Below are 16,890 nucleotides of genomic sequence, written 5' to 3'. Positions count from 1 at the left end.
GAGCCCGTGCAATGCCTAACGTGCAAAAACTCAGCCTTCCTGCTCAGCACGTAGCACCCCAGTCCAACCAACCAGCGTCATTCCATTTACTTCTCGATATAGCGTTCACTGAAGTCCATGCTCGTAGGTTTATCAGCCAAAGCAGGTACATCCATGAGCAACTTATCGAGCTTGAGCTGACTGAGGCCAAAGGCAACGGAAAGGCGGTCATATTCAGCACGGGGCAGTCCGGGCGCCACTAGCCCTCGCGGTTTCTGTAACGGTTTCGGAGTAACACCAAACCAGCTGAATCCTCGCGCAGAATGTAGGTCGCTCTTCAGCTTGGCGTAGAAGCCCGAACGACTACCGCCACCACAGAGAAACATGGGCATACCAGCCATTTGTTGCCTGTCGAGTAGCCTCTCATTTGCCACGTGAAGGTAGGTATCCTGGACAACCTGGCGGTTCACCTGCGCATAAAAAAGCTGATCGAGATTTCGACCTTTGAATTGGACATCAACCCCGCTGAAATACCCATCTACCCTGTTGGGAAGAGCCTCCTCGGCATCAGTCAAGTGACTAATAGCCTGCACGGCTTGTCGCAGGTCCAGCCTATCCGGAAGCTTTTGTGCCAGCGCCGACTGCAGCCAATCCATACGCTTCTTGTGAAAATTCATCACTCCATGGGGCTCAACCGTGGTTCTAAAGATGACTAGGCTGTCTTTGCGCTGTCCCCTCTTGCGCTCGACGCGAAACACAGAGGCATCCAGTGTTCCCGCACCTACATCAACCATTAGATAGATATTGGCGGCGTGAGGATCGTAGGCACCTGAACTGACGAAGCCATAAATTTGCGCAGCAATTTCTGGCTCCACCCTTACTTCAATGTCTTCGCTGTCACACTCAGCCTCGGCACCACTGCACAAGGCTTCTGCTCGTTTTAGTGCTAGGCCTATCGTCTCTGGCGTCAACTGCCTCTCGGTCGAGGCGATCCAGGCCGCAGTGCTTACCAGTTGGTAAAGTCTTACAGTTTTTTCGTCACGGCGGCTTGCAACTGGTAGCCCAATAGCAAGATCCCAGACGATGGCTCCTGAGTAGGTTTCTCCGTGAGTGCTCAGCAACCAGCCTCTGATCATCCTCAGCGCCAGGGCAAGAAACCCCACGGCAGGCAATTGAGCTTGCAACGACTCGGCGTTAGATAACAAAGCAAGCTTGAGATCCTGATAGACCTGGCCCTGCCCTTCTAGGCTGTATCCGTTTTCACCCAGATAAACCCTACACGGCAGCAGGTAGCCCTCAATGCCCTGGATATCTCTGAATGGAACTGCGTATGTAATCTGCCTCTCCCCGTCACTGATGACGGCCTTGAGCGTCGAGCTGCCAAAGTCCAGTCCCAGGCACAAGAACTTTTCGTCAGTGCTTTTGTTTAACTGAGTCTCATACCCTTCCAGCGGCCACTCCATGAGAGAGGCTAGCTGACCATGCTGGAGCGTATGCCAAGTAACGCAGGCCTCAGCGGTGGCGGTGATCGAGTAATCGGGAGCACTGCGCACACTCTCAGTAGAGCCCCCTTTGGCCCCCTCAGCACCATACGATTGGGCCGCAGTCTTGCTGGTAGCTCCCTTGGCTACCGGCTCCGGGCTTGACCAACGCGTGATGCAGGTTCCGTTGGCCGTCAACGTAACTTTTTTGCCGTTTTGCGCTGGAGCCAACTTTGCAGGCTGACTGGCTTTGGCTTTCTTTCTGGCAGTCTTGGGCCGCGCCTTCCGTTCCTGATTGGCATCAGACCGGGCAACTTTCTTCTTTTGCTGATCCAGTACCGGAACGGCCTTTTTTTTCGGGGTCTCCGGTAAAGGCACACCGGCCTTCTCAAAAGCTTCCTTGAGTATTCCTGCGAGCTTCATGTGACCTCCCTATCAATCGATCTTGATGACTCCAGCTGTAACGAAGTGGTTCTCAGCCTCAAGCTTTTGTTTGAGGCGCAGCTCCGCCTCACGCTGTTCTCGCCGCTTCAATGCGGCATCACGCTTACCCTTTTCAGCCGGGATCATGCGCTCTTTGCCAGACTGCCGAAGAGCAACCATACGCTCATTGATACGCTTGACCTCCAAATCACAGCGGTCGCGAATCAGCTTGATCAATAAATTGACGCGGTCGTTATTCTCATCCCGCATTGCCTGCCTGACATCGCTAAACTGGTCAGCAATCTGGCTGCGGCACTCTTCGTAGGCATCTACTACCGAATTTGGCACCAGTAGATTTTTTGCTGCCGGCCAGTCCTCCCCTGCTAACGCGGCGAGATTCACTAGCTGCTCGGCGCGCTCTGCTTCCAGTCCATTCTCGCTATCAAGCGCCTTGGCGGCATAGACCAGTCGCTCATTCGTCTGTGCGCCACTAAAGCTCCAACGCGAAACGACGAAGGCGTAGATACCAGGTTCAATACCTTCCGATGCCAAGCGCGACAGCTGGACAGCACTGATGGGATAACGCTGGTTGGCTTGATCCTGGCTACCGAGCTGACTGGTAACGAACCGCACCAATGGATGATCTTGAGCCACACGTTCAAAACGCGAAGAAGGTGCACGATGGCAGTTCTCGAACAGTACCGGGAGCGCCCTGGCATCAAGCAACTGCGTCTGCCCTTGCAGTCCCTTATCCTGAATAAACTGACTGAGTTGCACCCGCAGATCCATCGACAATTCGACGTTGTACAGCTCCAGCTCATCGTCTACAGGGATGAAGCGAGTACCCGGGTAGCTGTCCAGAATGAAATCCGTCACATAGGCATGTAAATCATCGGAACGCACGTAACGCCCCAGCTGCTCAGCCGCACGTACCTTGTTCATGATGAAGTCGCCATGAGCAACCAAATTTGGAGCCTCGGCCTCCAGCCGCTCCTGCCGAAGCTTGGTTTCGGCAAGGGCCTGAAGATTCTGTTCGATACGTTGCGTTTCTTCCTCAGGACTGAGCTGATGACTGAAAAGCTCCTTGGTCATCTTTTTGATGACGCGCCCAATGATGGACTCCATGCTGCCGAGCGCCTGACGGAAGATGTCCAGACGCATCAGCAGACGATCATAGATGCGCTCATCAATGGTGTTGGCATACATCAGGTTCCAGATCAGGATCTTCTCAGACTGCTGACCCAACCGATCAACCCGACCAATCCGTTGTTCGATCTTCATCGGATTCCAAGGCAGGTCGTAGTTCACCAACAGAGACGAGAACTGCAGGTCCACTCCCTCCGAACCGACCTCGGACGACAACAGAACCTGGGGCCCTGAGTCGGCTTTGAAAGCCCGCAGTATTTCGTCTTTATCATCCCCTCCTTGAAGTACGACGCAAGAGATGCCGTCCTCGCTCAGCCGTTCACGCAGGTAGGCAAGAGTCTGCCGGAAGAACGAGAAGAGCACGGCTTTCTTCCCGGGAAATTGCGCACGATATTTGCGCAAATGATCGCGTAGCAACCGATACTTGCTGTCATGCAGCTTCAGTTGCTCGTAGTCGCCAACTGATTGAGATATCTCAACTAGCTGCTCGATCAGGCTCCCGAGGACCGGGGGCTCGTCGATCTCATCATCACTCTCGTCCTCTGACAGTTCGTACATCGCTTCGTCGAGCCCAGCCATACGCCCACGACTTAGCTTTTCCTGCCAAGCACGACAAGCGGCGGGCATGCAGCTGGCCATCTGGCGCTGGGGTGTTGTCAGGATGAAGCCCGTCAAGAGGCCGTTCTCTTGACAGTACTCACGCACTCGTTGAGTCACCCGATCGTAGAAAGCTTGCTCCACCTCGTTGAGAGGAGCGCGGAAATCCAAGGGAACGCGAATGACCCGATTTTCTTGCACTTCGCGTTTAAGCGTTCGCGTAACAATTTTGCTCAGCGGGTGCACCCGATCGAGTCGATCAGCAACCTCGGAGCGGCTATTAGGTGCTTTGAGCTCTTCGTCTGAGGGGGGCTGCTTGAGCATGGACGCAAGCTGCGTACTTTCATCCAAGAACTGGTTGTCCATCGCTTGACGTATGGCCACACAGAACTCATCACGATTAACCCGACCGGCCAATACCGCATCACGCAATTGCACGATAGGACGCGTGACGGCCATGCTCAGGTCAAACAGGTACTCGTGCGGAAAGGCCGACTCATCAAGCAACTTCAGCAAATTGAACAAATCAGTGTCTGCTAGCTGGATAGGTGTAGCGGAAAGCAGAACAAGATTTTCAACAAGAGGTCTGAGCAGGTGACCCAGAAGATTGGTCTTTGTACCCGTGTTGCGCAGGTAGTGAGCCTCATCTATCACTAGCAGATGCAGCAACGGATCACCAGCTGGGTCGGCATCCTCCAGGAAGCGAGCCAGCTTGGCCGCACCCTGCTTATTGTTTAAGGCGTCGTAATCGCTTGGTGGACGCAGCCCTTGCATGCTGGCGATCAATGCAAACTCCTGCCTAGGCCTGCCTCTAATGCTTTCGAGACGCTCACGCAGCTCTTCGGCATTGACCAATTCGGCCTTGATGCCAAACCGGTTTAATAACTCTTCACGCCACTTGTTGCGCAGCACCGCAGGACAGATAACCAGTAGCCGCCGCGCATCGAATCGAGCTCTTAGCTCTGTCCAGATCAATCCCGCCTCAATTGTTTTTCCCAGACCAACCTCGTCGGCAATGAGAATGCCGTTGCTGGGTGAGTCCAAGAACTGCAGTACAGGCTTAAACTGATGCGGGTAGAAGTCCGTATTGGTTGTCTTCAAGCTGTAAATGAGGTTCGCCAGCTTGCCACTCAATCGATGGTGAGTAATGGCTGTACGCAGATTTTTTGCTAGGGAATAACGGCCTGCGTTGAAGCAGGCAGTGGGACTGTTACTCTCATGTAGGATAGGATCCAGAGCACTTGGCGGGAAATGATCCTCCGTGCCATCCAGAAGAAAAACTTGAAGGCGAAGACGCCGCCCACTTCCTTCAGTTCCTACCCCGATAATGCCCATTCGCGCCGGATTATCCCTCAGCCGCACCTTTGTGCCCGGCTTAAGCTCATTCATATTCCCTTTCTCCGCAGCAAGTGTGCTCGCCACCTCTGCGACAAGCGTCAGTAGCTCTGATTTTTCTTAGCGTGCCTGATAGGCAGGCATGAGACAAACAACATCAGTTAGCCACTACCAGCATCCCGCCTAAGCCCCCAGAAATTGTCATCTTCCACGGTTCAAGCTGCTTGGTGCTGCGGCCGACGTCTGTGGTGGTGAGCACCAGGCTTGCTGACGCAGAACTCTGAGCCTCTGTGCCCAACGGTAACCACCGAGCCATCTACCACAACTACATAAGCGCTCTGGGCTTTCTCGGCCAACTGCCGCTCAGCCGAGGAGAGCTTGAACAACAGCCGCTTAAAACGCGCTCGGTCAAAGAGGTACACCTGCGCCCCACGATTCCAGGTATGGCATCCGAAATCGAGAAGCCACTGGACCTGCTGCTGCCGAATACCACGTTGACTGCATCGTTGCATGGCATGTGTGGTGTACTCCTTTGCCCTTCTCCTCTGCGCTGTGATGCCCCATCCTGTTTGAGTTAGGCATCCCTGCCTGTGGCTCTATCCTGCCCATCCAGTGGGCATAGCTGCAGGATATGTCGCCCAACTGGACGCACCAATAATGGGCTTTCATACAGGTCAAGTATTCAGGCGGGTTGACAGCTCCTAGGGATGCTTCCGATCAAAACCGGGGCAGACCTCCGGGGAATCTGTCCGGATTGATGACGCGTTCGGCTCAACCCGGTAGCGCAAGGAGTTCCAGGGCCTGGTCTGCCATAGTTTCCTGAGAGATCGCCAGACGACGGCAGAGCATATCAGCCGCGATGGCTGCCCCTCCCCTCGCTAACCACTCCACTGCAGAAGACTGCCTATCGAAATCAGCAGGTTTGTTGAGGCGTGCCTCAAGAATGCGTGCGATCGTCGCCGGCGCTGGCACCACCACCGCCGAAGCCCCAGCAGTCAGCGAGTTCATCAGGCCCTGCGGGTCGTAGTCTGGAAAGCTGATTAAATCGGAAATCCCCTTCCTCGCAGCAGAAACCGCCTTCGGCGACCACTGTCGATCGCCCCGGAATAACATAGGTACGTCTTGAAGCTCTGCCGGCATTTGGTAACGGTGGGCCGCGAGCATAACGCTCAGGTTCTCTACCAGCAGCACCTTCTCTAGACCATGCAGGTCGATGGCCTGGACGTTCAGCGTGCCGCCGCGGGGGTGCTGATAGTTACCGGATGGCAGTAGAACCCTGCCCGATTGATGAGCGACCAGCACCAGGCCCTCGCCTACCGTTCGGCCACTGACCTTTTCGTTCCTGGAGATCGCAGCCAGAGCCAGCCTGTCCCCCTCGAGCGCTGCCGTGCTGTGCTTCAGCGGATCCAGAGACATGTCCTTTCTCACCAGCGCAAGCAGTGTCTGGTGATCCGCAGCAGTCAGCAGCAACGATGTACCGAGCTTCGTCCCAACGCCGTAAAGCTGGTGGATCTGCCGCCAGGTATCCGTAAGAGTGATTTTGTCCTGGTTGCGCCGCACCGCGTTCATGATCGCCGTCAGGTGGCGCTTATTGGTCAGCATGCGTTATCGCCTCGACACCCTATCCAGGGTCAACTCCAGGACACGCCGGTTCGCCGAAAACCGACTATGTGGCGCCATCGTCGGCACAAGGCGGTAGTTCAGTTTCTTACCGTGGGCTTTGGCGAATGCCGCCTGCAACTGGGCATAGCCATCCAGGGCGTAGAGCCATATCCCGTCAGGGATGTCGGGATCACCACAGTCTTGCCAGTAAGCGGTAGCCGATTGAGGTTTACCAGTGGCAATCAGCTCCCGAAGCATGGCCTCCAAGTGGGCACGCACGAAGGGTTTTTCCAGCTCCTTTTCCTGATTGGCGCCTGAGGGGACAATTTTCGATTCACGCTCCTGGGCGGCTGCCGCTGACGCCGCTTTGACCTTCGGTGCCGGCAGTGAGGCTATCAGCAACTCCAGTTGCTCAAGGTTCTCACCGGCGTGGACGTCGCAGAACGCATTGCCGCCCAGTGAAAGTGGAGCAGCACCAGCCCAAACCGCAGCATCAAGTCGTTCAAGAAGTGGCTCAAGATCGATTACGCCGCCGCCCTGCAGGTGAGCGTCGACGGCCTGGGCCACCTGGCGCATCTTGTTGCGCTTACGCACTGTCAGACTGAGCCGATCAAGCCGACCAATCATCTCGTCGAGAGCGAAGCGGTTGCGGGACACCGCACCCAACAGACCGTCGATAAGTTTGCCCCGCAGCGCCCGGTCGCTTCTTGTCAGCTGCAATAGGCCCGTGTGTGTAAACAGGCCCAACTTCTCGTGCAGTCGCTTGAGCCGATCGATCGCATTTTTGATGTCGCGGATCCTGTCGGTGAGCCGGACGGAGAATCCATATCCTCCCTCAATGAATGCCCTGGTGACGTTCTGCTCGTTTCTCAGGTGCTGCACCACCTGGCGGGTGGTGTTGGTGACACGCCGCAGGTGGCGCTCGGTCTCGGCCGGATCGCCAGCTGCCTTGGCGCCATGGTAGGCCTCGCACCCCTCCTCAATGCTGATTAGGATCTCCTTGAGGTCAGGCGCTACGCGATCAAACCCTTGGATAGAAATTTGTGCGCCCACGTCGAGCAGTAGGCCACTGAGATGCAACAGGTCGCTGTCCTCCTCCACCAGGCCTTTGGACATGAGCCACGAGAGGCCCTTGGTCATACGCTCCGGGGGCGTGATGCCTGTTTCATCGGCCAAGGCCATAGCTTCCAGCAGATCAGCGTTCGCTTTCAGGTGCTCGCCTAGCCTTACCCAGTCTTCTGCCTTCACAGTTCGAGGCCTCTTTGCTCCAACTGAGTCGAAGATGGTTCCGGCTCCGGATCCAGGCTTAGGCTGCTGAACTCAGCCACCCAGGCCAGAATCATGTAGAAGTACCCCATCTTGCCAGTGGCCACGTAGTTCACGGACTCACTACTGCGCTTCACCAGGTAACCCGCGTCGGCCAGGGGCCGCAGCACCAGCGCCAATCGCTCTTTGTTGTCCTTGGCGCTCTTGGACTTGCTGAAGAACTCGTGGCCACTCAGGTCTCGCAGCTGATCCCTGTAGGTGGGATTGTTCTCGATGGCCTCGAGCAGATCCGAAAAGGACACCGTGTCACCGGGCGCTAGGCATGCATCGGTGCGCCCAGAGCGATTGAAGAGGCGGATGAATTCCAGGCAGGGCTTGAGCTGGTCGCGCATCTGCACAAGTTGCACAGCAGCTGCAGCTCTATCCTTGGGGTCCGACAGATCGGCGTACCGCGAAAAGTAAGTGTCCGGGGCAGTTTCTTCGCCGATGGTACCCAGCTCCCGGCCGAGAGGCGCCAGAGCCGCCCTGACCTCAGCCTCAACACCAGGCGCACGAAGCTGACGATGGAGTTCCGGATATGCGTACTGGCAGATGAAGCCGCCAGAGAGAAGGGTTTCGAGGACTTCGCGAATCTCGCTCACGGTAGGTACACCTCATCCTCAGCGGCCAAGGCCTCGTTCAGTTCATCCAGCTCCTCGTGCACGTCCAGTCCGTACTCCTTGACGACAATCGTGCCGGTATCAGCCTGCCTCTCCAGGAAGTAGCGGTTGGTGAACTGCCGAAGCAACTCCGGCGCCCCACCTGGGAAGCATGCCAGCATGGAGATTCCCCGCTGGTTGAAGTAGTTGACCAAGGCAACATAGTTCTCCGGCGAGAGCTCCAGGGCCTCATCAATGGGGATCGACATTAAGAAATCAGCGTCCTGGCGCAGTAACTCGAACAGGGAGACGTAAATCATTGCCACGATAATCTTGGTCAGGCCGGTGCTGCTGAGCTCAATCAGCTCTGAGTTGTTGGTTGCAATCTTCGTCCGGCCCTGGTCGTTGCACGACACACTCACGTCAAAGCACTGCTCCAGGTCAGAGGTAAACTTGCCCTCATTGATCTGCCTAGCCACGTTCTCCAGGGCCTCGACGAAGTTTTCGGTAGGCATGACGCCATCGCCCATGGCCTGCCAGCGGCGATAGTGCTGATCGTAGATGGATAGATCAGACCAGAAGGACATTTCTTGGATGCGAGATGTGACCCTGAACTCGAACTGTTTGATCTGGGCAAATGCGCCAAGCACCTCCCGAGCCTTCTGCGTCGCATCTCGACCAAGCTGCTGGATGCTCCGATGCAGCTCCAGCAGCTTGGTACGGCGGTCACATAGCTCATCAGAAAGGTTCTTCGCCTGCATGATGAGCTTCGTCTTCTGGTCAGGATGCGAAACGTCGATGTATTCCTGAAGGCTCGGTGCCGCTTCCAGCCAAGCCAAGTCAGGTTCTGCTGCCGCATTGCTGGCCTGACTAGCGATCTGCTCGATAGCAGCTCCTTGCGGTGTGTGCAGGAGTTGACGTGTCCTGAACTGAGAAAGGATCTGGCGATAAGCTTCAGAGGCGGACTTATGGAGCACACCACGCTGGTGTATCAACCTGGTCACATCCTCGTCGATGTCCTGGGCAGTAAATCCGTCTAACAAGGTACCGGGATCAACGATATCAACTTGAGTAAGGCGGTTGAGCACACCACTGAGTAACCTGGCCTGGGCCTCATCCTGCTGCCCTTCCAGCGTTAGTGCCTTGCGCTGGTCGACAATCGCTGTCAGCCGGGCTTTGACCTCTTCGTTGTAGTCAGCGATCTGCCTGTCTACCCTGGCTACCTGACCGTCCAGGTCAGACATCTCGGCGATTCGTATCGGGAGCTGCGGTAGCACGTTCTCCACCCAGTGGCGGTAGCTCTCGATAATCGATCGCTGATCAGTGATCTCCTTAATTTGTGAGTCAAGCTGGTTTATCTCTCGCTCAAGCCGGCGATTTTCCCTGTCATCAATGCCCTCACTGCGGAGCTTGACCGACTTGTCGTTCTCGATGGTCTGCAGCTCTGCGTTCAGCCCTTCGGTGATTCGCTGCAATGCTGCCTTGTGCCGCTCGGTCTGTCGCGCACGCTCTTCAGCAAGGTCGTCACGTGCAAGCTTTTCATTCGTAGTCAGCTCCAAGATGTGCCGCCCGTGAACCGACCTCAGTTGCGCGATACTTTCGTCTTTCTCGGCCAAGGCCCGCTGCGCTTCAGCAGCGCGTGCACCTTGCTCTTCGACGTAGGCGCTGTGTTCATCCTGTGCTCGTTCGCACAGCGCCTTGCGTTGCTCACGCCGCGATGCGAGTTCAATACCGGCCTGGCTCTCATCGTTCTGGCACTTGCTCAACCGAGCCGCATGCTTCCGGAAGCGATCTTCCAGAACACGATTCTGCTTATCCAGGCTCTCAAACTCGGCCTGGATACCCTCAAGACGGAGCGTTAGCGACGCAATTTCTTGTTCCAATGCTTCATCGCTGGCGAACGTTGGGACTGATAGCCCTTGAAGCGCCAGCTCAAGCCCATAGAGAGATTGCTGGGGGGACTCCAGCATTGCAGGGTTCAGATCGGTTCGCAGGAGCGTCTCTACCGGAACCAGCCTAGCGATACTGTCTTTCCAGCTTGGATGATTCTTTCGCAGGTACCCAAGCATCGTCTCTGCACCAGCGTTCAGTTGCTCCTTCAGCGCGTCGCGCAGCTTCGCTGTTTCGCTACGCTGCTTATCAAGCCCCTGGAACGCAGACACCAGCCTGGATTGCTCATCCTGCAGGCTCTTTTCCTCTCCACGGACAACTGCTAATTCGGCCTGGAAAGCGGCCAGCAGAGCAGCTTGCTCATCAATCGCGTGCTGAACTGCGTCAAGGGCGTCTTGGGAGCTAGGAAGTACCTTCGTTTTCTTCAGATGCTCAAGTTCGGCTGTTGCGCGAGCGGCGGCAGTGGCCAGCAGTTTGCGTTGCTGCTCATGCTCCTCGAGCTCAGCACGCTGTTCCTTTTCAGCGTCTTCCTTACGACGGCGTAAATTGTCCTCAAGCTCATCCTGGCGTCCCTGGATAGCCTCCAGCGCAAGATTGTGACGAGAGTGAGCCTCCTCTCGCTGCGCTGACGCAGCGTCCTTGGCTTTCTGAGCCCGCGCGTCGTAGATCTGCCGGATATCTAGGCCCTTAGCGTTGAGCTTGGTCAGGTGATCCTGCTTCAGATCGCGCTGAGAGATCACCTCGCCAATGTTGTCCGCTCTCGCCAGCAGGTCTGCCATTCCCGCCTGTTCGTACTTCTCCTTGGCCGACTCAATTTTACTTACCGAGTCCGTGGCCTCAGTGAAGTTTGCCTGTAGGTGGCCGCGTTTTACTGCCAGCTCCTGGCGCCGAGCGTAGGCGTCATCGTTTATGCGCGTCTCTCGCTCAGTAAGCCCACTCAGAGCTTCCATTCGTGCAGCTTCGCGCTCGCTCAGCCGCGTCACGATGTGGTTTGCACGGGCCTTCTGAATACCAAGCTGGCGCGTGGTTGCCTGATGGTCAATTCGAAGTCGCGACAGTGACACCACCTTAGGTCTCAAGTCGTCCATGAGGAGATAACCGGCTCGGTTCTCCAGTACCTTGTTGAACGGAGCAGCGTTCAGGGTTTCCAGAGTGCGGCCGAGGTCAGAGTTATCCTGCTCGAGGATCTCGGCCATGGTGGTCTTCATGGTGTCGAACGTACCGGCGCTGGCCAGAAGCGCGAGCGCTACATTGTCGATACCGTTGAAGTCAGTCCGCTTCGGCGCCAGCGAGAACGAGGGACGGAGAGCCAGGACCAGCTTTCGCTTCTGGGGATCCGTCAGCTTCTCCATGTGGGAGTAGCCGCTGTTGAACTGGATGATGTGCCGGTAGTGAATCGGCTGAAGCTCAGGGCTGCAGTCGATACCTTTCACTGCTAGATGGCGTATCAGTTCCCCTGCCCTGACCAGTTCTCCGGACGCATAGTCCCGGTAAAGCAGATTTGGCTCCCAAGCGTGTGCCACGAGGCGGTAGGCGTAGCTGTCACCACTGCGGTGCATGATCGCGCACCGCGGCGCATTCATGGAGTTGGTGTACTCGAAGACGATATAGCTGGAGGCATTGGGCAGATACCAGTTAGCGAAGCTTTCCCGGTTACTCCCTGCCTTGACCAACTGTCCAGGAGCAGCCCCATAAAAAACTGGTATGAGCTTCAGAAACGACGACTTACCGATGCCATTTGTGCCGTTGACGCTGGTGTTCCCGCTAATCGCTATCTCAGCTTTGGCCCCCGCGCATAGCGAGTCGATAAGAACTATCTTGAGCAACTGAGACATCGTTGATTCCTTTCAGATGGCACCGACACATCGATAGTCGGCTAATGTTTCGGGGATTAACAAGTGTCAGCGCTTTAACAGACTATCTACTCTCAAGCTGGCCAACCAAGGTCCTACAACGGATTTCCGAGCTTCGAGGCCCATAATTGCTACGCCGTCCTTCACCAGCGCTTTCTTGCCCCCGGTATGAGGATTGGTAACGTAGGTGCTGATGCTCGGTAGCATGTTCGGGTTTGCGCTCCAACGCAGGTTGAATGCCGCCAGCCTGGGGAACCAGAACTGGCTTGCGTACGGCAGATTGTCGTGAATCCACCAGGCCAGCGGCGTCCAGTCCTTGCGCTCCTCATACCAGGGCAGCAATGCCGGTACCACGATGCAGGCAGTCGCGCCCAGATGTCCTTCGGCGTCCGGATAATCCCAAATGTGTTCCGCGTAGTTTTTTTCGTTGGCAGCACAGCTGTACTGGTTGTTGTTCTCGGCGCCCTTGGCGTTGACCGCCGGCGCCCGGTAAGCGGAGCGAATAACGATCCGCCCAAAGCATTCTTGCAGAGGCTCCAACAACTGCTCGCACAACCCTCGCCCGGCTTCGATGGCGCGATCCGGATAGTCCGGAATGTTGGGGATGCCTTCGATCTGGCTGATTTCCGAGTAGAGAAAGTCACGCATGAAAAAGTGTTTGGAAAGTCTGACGCGCCCCAGATCCTCAAGGGCCTGTACCGATGCCGGTTTCTTCATCCTGTCGTGCTCCTTCGCTATTTGCCCACGCATTTCCTTCAACTGCATAACTTCGGCCTGACCTTCAGCAGGAACCTGAGCAATCAGATTGAGCTCCAACCCCGCCCGATCAATCCAGGTCTCACTTAGCTCGCCTTTGACAACTACGCCCAGTTGATGGAAGTCGCCGACCTCCTTGACCAGGATAGCCTTGCCGTTGACCAGGCAGGAACGCTCCAGAACGATCCCCACAATCGGTTCGTCCCAGTTACCATCCACAAAAAAATCATCATGTTTGTGCTCGACACTCCATCAATCAGCCGGCCCTAACGGGGCGGCTTGAACGACAGCATCAAGATATGTAGCCTGAAGCGACATATCTAGAGTGTTTGCCTGTACAGGTAAAGTTTTCATGCAGATGGAGGTGCGATGAAACGCAAGCAATCAATCGAGTCTGTCCGCTGGGACCTGGCCCTGCGCTATCGCCTGATCGAGACGGTAGCCTGGTGGGAAGGCCGCCTGACGACCAATCACCTGATACAGAGCTTCGGCATCAGCCGCCAGCAGGCGTCAAAGGACATCAATTCCTATATCAGCGAGCACGCGCCAAAGAACCTGGAATATGACAAGCATTTGAAGGGGTATGTACCCTCCAGGCAATTTAAACCTCTGTTTATCGACGACAGCGCCAGCGCCTACCTGCACCTGCTGAACCAAAACCATGACCGAGCCCCGCATGTCGAGGGTCTGGCATTGGCCTACGCGCATACCGAGGTGCTACAGGTGCCGGATCGCACGGTGCGCCCGGAACTGCTGCGCCCTCTTCTACGCGCCTGCCGCGAGGGCCTGCGCCTGGAGTGCGACTATGTTTCCTTCACCACCCCGGACGTCGAAACCCGTCTCATTGCCCCTCACACCCTGATCTACACCGGCATGCGTTGGCATGTGCGCGCCTACTGCGAGAAGAATCGGGACTACCGCGACTTTGTGCTGAGCCGCTTCCGCGGTATCCCAGAGCTGATGGACGACGTTTCAGAGAATGACCGTGACGGAGACGATGGCTGGAACAGCACGGTGAGCGTAATTATCGAACCTGACTTGCGCCTTAAGCCTGAACAGAAGGCCATCATCGAAACCGACTACGGCATGAAACGCAGTCAGTTAGTGATCGAGACCCGCGGCGCCTTGGTGCAGTACGTGCTGCAGCGCTATCAGATCGACCCGACCAAGGTGCACGCCAAGGCTACTGCGCAACAGATCGTGGTGGCCAATTTGGATGAACTGCAGCCCTGGCTGTATCACTGACGTTCGGAGCCTGGAAGAACACTCCTACACAATAACCAATGGCGCTATTGCCCGCTCTAAATCGAGCACAGCCCTCATCGAACCGGCATCAATTTTCTCCAATTCCATCCTGCGCTCAGCAGAGGCTTCGCCAGAGCTCTCCAGATTCGATGACATGAGTGAATCGAACGGCAGAGAAACCATCTGGAAAAAGGGAGTCTTTCTCAGCTGAATCGAGTTGGTCCAACGGCCGCAATAGTGCTTTTTCGTCACGCAGGACAACCTCAAGCACCTCTCGGGAGACGACCTTGAAGCCATCCACAATCTGTTCGTCAAACTCGATTGAGGTATCAACGACCCACGCATGCAAATCTGCTTCTGGGTGCTGGCCGTCGTAGCCCAATCGAGAGCGCAGCCCTGAATCACTCATCAGCGCATCCACAATCGCTGCGCGCTTTCGGCGCAACTGCAATGCAGCCTTACGGAGCGTATTGGTCCGATGGAGCCAGACTTCATGCCTGGTCGAACGCAGATAGCCCGACTTTACCTCCAGCAGAAGCAAGATACCGTCCTGATGGCAGATCAAATCAACCTCTCCCGCGTCCTCCTCCATCATCAATGGCGGCGTATAGCCAACCTCAACAGAAAACCCTCTGCGCTTGAAGGCTTCGGCCAGAACCTGCTCTACCCGCCGCGTTTCCATTTGCAGATCCCCCCTCCGGGCGCCTACCCGTCGAAGGTTGTTTATGGCCGCTGTCAGGTTGTTTTGCTGGGCCACGAGCCAGGGAAACTGAAAGCTGTAGCGCCCAAGTTTGTAGAAAGGAAGCTCATACAGCCTAGGGGCTGGCATCCGGGGGTTCTGTCTCAACTGCTGGCACAGCGATTTGAGATCACTGGTCCAGAACTTCAGAATCGATTTGGCCGATTCCGTGTCCCCATTGGGGTATTCCGTGCAGACGGTCCATCCCTTGATACGTTGGACCTTCTCCTCTGCCTCGGACCAAGTCAGGGGGAATCGATTCTCCATCGTGCGCAGCCCATCCAATGCCAACTGACCGAGGGCGTGAACCACCACACCGGTCTCACTGAAGTAGCGTTGAAACGGCTGAATGAACGCTTGCTCAAAAAAGACTGAGGTCAGCTCACTGGCCAAAAGCACATGGTGCAATTGGACCTGGGCCCCGTCGCTGAGCGACAGTTGCTCCCCGAGCCCATAGATCTGCTGGAGTTGCAGCCTGCTGCGAATAGCCTTGATGAAGGCCACCCGGTTTGCTTCGTGGTATTCGACGGAGCCGATAGTCTCATCGGCCATGCCGGAATCGACATACTCCTGAACCGCACGGTTCATCCAGTAGAGCCAGAGAAGCTCGCTCTTTCGCTCTGTACGCTTCCACTGCGCAGCCCCTTCATTCGATTCGTTGAAAATTACGGGCTGGCCAGGCCTGAGCTGGTAACGACACTCGGGGTCAAAGCAAAACCAGTCAATTGAACCCTCATAGTCAATCCGTTCCTGCGTTGCTTCGACCAAAACAACCAGCGCCTCAAGGATAGATCGACACTCTGCCGACGCGTCGGGACCCGCGAAGAGAAGGGGCGAAAGATGCCGCTGCAAGGACTCACCCAAGCGCACCTCGCTGAGGTGAAAATGCTCCTCATCGCATACCTGCAACTTCCTCAAGATAATGCGGTTGTAGGCTTCCCACTGCTTACCTGCGGGAATATCTGTACCCTCTCCGGCGAGCTCTTGATAAGCCAGGATGCTCAGATACGAGAACAACTCCAGCAGCGATAACGGCTTTAGCTGGTCCTCCATTTGGCGTATGAGTTCATCAAATGGCTTGAGCTGGTCAAGCAGACGATCGCACACGCCAAAGAAGATCTGCCAATCGGGGCTGATCAAGCTTGCGCGCAAATAAGCCCATAGAGGCGAGTCAGGCCGCTCAAAAAGCTTCGAATAGCGAATTGCCCATCTAAGGGGCTCGGGGTTGTGTATGGCCAGATGCTCGAGCAATTCGACGCTGATTGCATTGTCAAAATGCAGTACACGACTCAAGGCCAGGCTGGCCAAGCCAGCACCTTGCACCGCCGACACATCCCACCAGAACGGAGCTGAAGTTAAGCCGACTGCACGATCAAACGCAGATAGGTTCTTGCCGCTAGGTCGCTGATCTAAAAAATGGTGCAGGCACTCATCCAGTGCTTGCGCATTGCTGCTCAGTGATTGGCTTACCGCGTAGATCGACAGGTAGTGCTGCAGACACCGATTTCCCTTCTCGTTCACCCGGCAACACTCCACTTGACCCTTTTCACCAGACTAGAAGCTACCGCATCCGAAGCAGTCGCGGCCATAAAAGCGGTTATATGACCAGCCAACCTTTCCAGCGGATAATGAGCGCCAAGACTCGCGGCAACCTGCTCGAGTCGCTCTATCACATCTGCTCGCGGCCAAGGGTTGTCGTGGTACTGATGACCGGCTATGAGCGGTACCGCGAGCACATCGAACTGAAGCGCAAAAGGGAAGCACGCCAATCGCCCCTTCGCTGAGTACATGCCTCCGGGCCAGTCATCTCGGTCAATGCAGTGACCTACAGAATGATCTTTGGTCTTCCTTGACACACGAAAGATGGCTCAACGCCACCCTCTTAGGTAGCATCGAGTCCAACATGGTGTCAGGCGTAGATCGAAAGGCTTAACTTTCGT

10 protein-coding genes are annotated in these 16,890 nt (G+C 56.0%); 2 read left to right on the top strand and 8 right to left on the bottom strand.

The window, feature by feature from the left end:
- Window positions 1-86 precede the first annotated feature (86 nt).
- The 7 genes from ACNFIA_RS29035 to ACNFIA_RS29005 form a co-directional block, all read right to left on the bottom strand.
- A complete protein-coding gene (locus tag ACNFIA_RS29035; protein WP_416790504.1) occupies window positions 87-1,883 on the bottom strand; it encodes a hypothetical protein in 1,797 nt (598 codons plus the stop codon).
- A gap of 12 nt (window positions 1,884-1,895) precedes the next feature.
- The gene (locus ACNFIA_RS29030; RefSeq protein ID WP_416790502.1) at window positions 1,896-5,015 is read right to left on the bottom strand and encodes an SNF2-related protein; all 3,120 of its coding nucleotides are present in this window, start codon (window positions 5,013-5,015) and stop codon (window positions 1,896-1,898) included.
- 717 nt (window positions 5,016-5,732) lie between these two features.
- Window positions 5,733-6,563: a hypothetical protein gene (locus ACNFIA_RS29025; RefSeq protein ID WP_416790500.1), complete on the bottom strand. Its 831-nt coding sequence runs from the start codon at window positions 6,561-6,563 to the stop codon at window positions 5,733-5,735.
- Window positions 6,564-6,566: 3 nt separating this feature from the next.
- On the bottom strand, window positions 6,567-7,811 hold the full coding sequence (locus tag ACNFIA_RS29020; protein WP_416790498.1) for a hypothetical protein: 1,245 nt from the start codon (window positions 7,809-7,811) through the stop codon (window positions 6,567-6,569).
- Window positions 7,808-8,470, bottom strand: coding sequence for a hypothetical protein (locus ACNFIA_RS29015; RefSeq protein WP_416790496.1), 663 nt, complete (start codon window positions 8,468-8,470; stop codon window positions 7,808-7,810). Before ACNFIA_RS29015 ends, ACNFIA_RS29020 begins: the two co-directional genes overlap by 4 nt.
- Window positions 8,467-12,192, bottom strand: coding sequence for an ATP-binding protein (locus ACNFIA_RS29010; protein ID WP_416790494.1), 3,726 nt, complete (start codon window positions 12,190-12,192; stop codon window positions 8,467-8,469). The genes ACNFIA_RS29015 and ACNFIA_RS29010 overlap by 4 nt, the downstream gene beginning before the upstream one ends.
- Before the next feature lie 66 nt (window positions 12,193-12,258).
- The gene (locus ACNFIA_RS29005; protein WP_416790538.1) at window positions 12,259-12,927 is read right to left on the bottom strand and encodes a peptidase M15; all 669 of its coding nucleotides are present in this window, start codon (window positions 12,925-12,927) and stop codon (window positions 12,259-12,261) included.
- Window positions 12,928-13,335: 408 nt separating this feature from the next.
- On the opposite strand from ACNFIA_RS29005, the gene ACNFIA_RS29000 reads away from it, so the two are divergent.
- Entirely contained in the window at window positions 13,336-14,211 is an 876-nt protein-coding gene (locus tag ACNFIA_RS29000; RefSeq protein ID WP_416790492.1) for a WYL domain-containing protein, read from the top strand.
- A 115-nt stretch (window positions 14,212-14,326) separates the two neighbouring features.
- On the opposite strand, the gene ACNFIA_RS28995 is transcribed toward ACNFIA_RS29000, so the two are convergent.
- Complete coding sequence (locus ACNFIA_RS28995) at window positions 14,327-16,471, bottom strand: NERD domain-containing protein (RefSeq protein ID WP_416790490.1); 2,145 nt, start codon at window positions 16,469-16,471, stop codon at window positions 14,327-14,329.
- 80 nt (window positions 16,472-16,551) lie between these two features.
- On the opposite strand from ACNFIA_RS28995, the gene ACNFIA_RS28990 reads away from it, so the two are divergent.
- Window positions 16,552-16,734, top strand: coding sequence for a hypothetical protein (locus ACNFIA_RS28990; RefSeq protein WP_416790489.1), 183 nt, complete (start codon window positions 16,552-16,554; stop codon window positions 16,732-16,734).
- Window positions 16,735-16,890: the final 156 nt, after the last annotated feature.

It is taken from the genome of Pseudomonas sp. NY15437, from assembly GCF_048068435.1.
GTDB classification, from domain to species: Bacteria; Pseudomonadota; Gammaproteobacteria; order Pseudomonadales; family Pseudomonadaceae; genus Pseudomonas; species Pseudomonas nitroreducens_B.
The sequence above is the reverse complement of the archived record's forward strand: the minus strand, read 5'-3'. Positions and strand labels throughout refer to the sequence as shown.

Excerpts from the sequence above, each read along its gene's own strand:
- ACNFIA_RS29035 (WP_416790504.1), bottom strand. The coding sequence starts at position 1,883 with ATGAAGCTCGCAGGAATACTCAAGGAAGCTTTTGAGAAGGCCGGTGTG.
- ACNFIA_RS29030 (WP_416790502.1), bottom strand. The coding sequence starts at position 5,015 with ATGAATGAGCTTAAGCCGGGCACAAAGGTGCGGCTGAGGGATAATCCG.
- ACNFIA_RS29025 (WP_416790500.1), bottom strand. The coding sequence starts at position 6,563 with ATGCTGACCAATAAGCGCCACCTGACGGCGATCATGAACGCGGTGCGG.
- ACNFIA_RS29010 (WP_416790494.1), bottom strand. The coding sequence starts at position 12,192 with ATGTCTCAGTTGCTCAAGATAGTTCTTATCGACTCGCTATGCGCGGGG.
- ACNFIA_RS29005 (WP_416790538.1), bottom strand. The coding sequence starts at position 12,927 with ATGAAGAAACCGGCATCGGTACAGGCCCTTGAGGATCTGGGGCGCGTC.
- ACNFIA_RS29000 (WP_416790492.1), top strand. The coding sequence starts at position 13,336 with ATGAAACGCAAGCAATCAATCGAGTCTGTCCGCTGGGACCTGGCCCTG.
- ACNFIA_RS28990 (WP_416790489.1), top strand. The coding sequence starts at position 16,552 with ATGACCAGCCAACCTTTCCAGCGGATAATGAGCGCCAAGACTCGCGGC.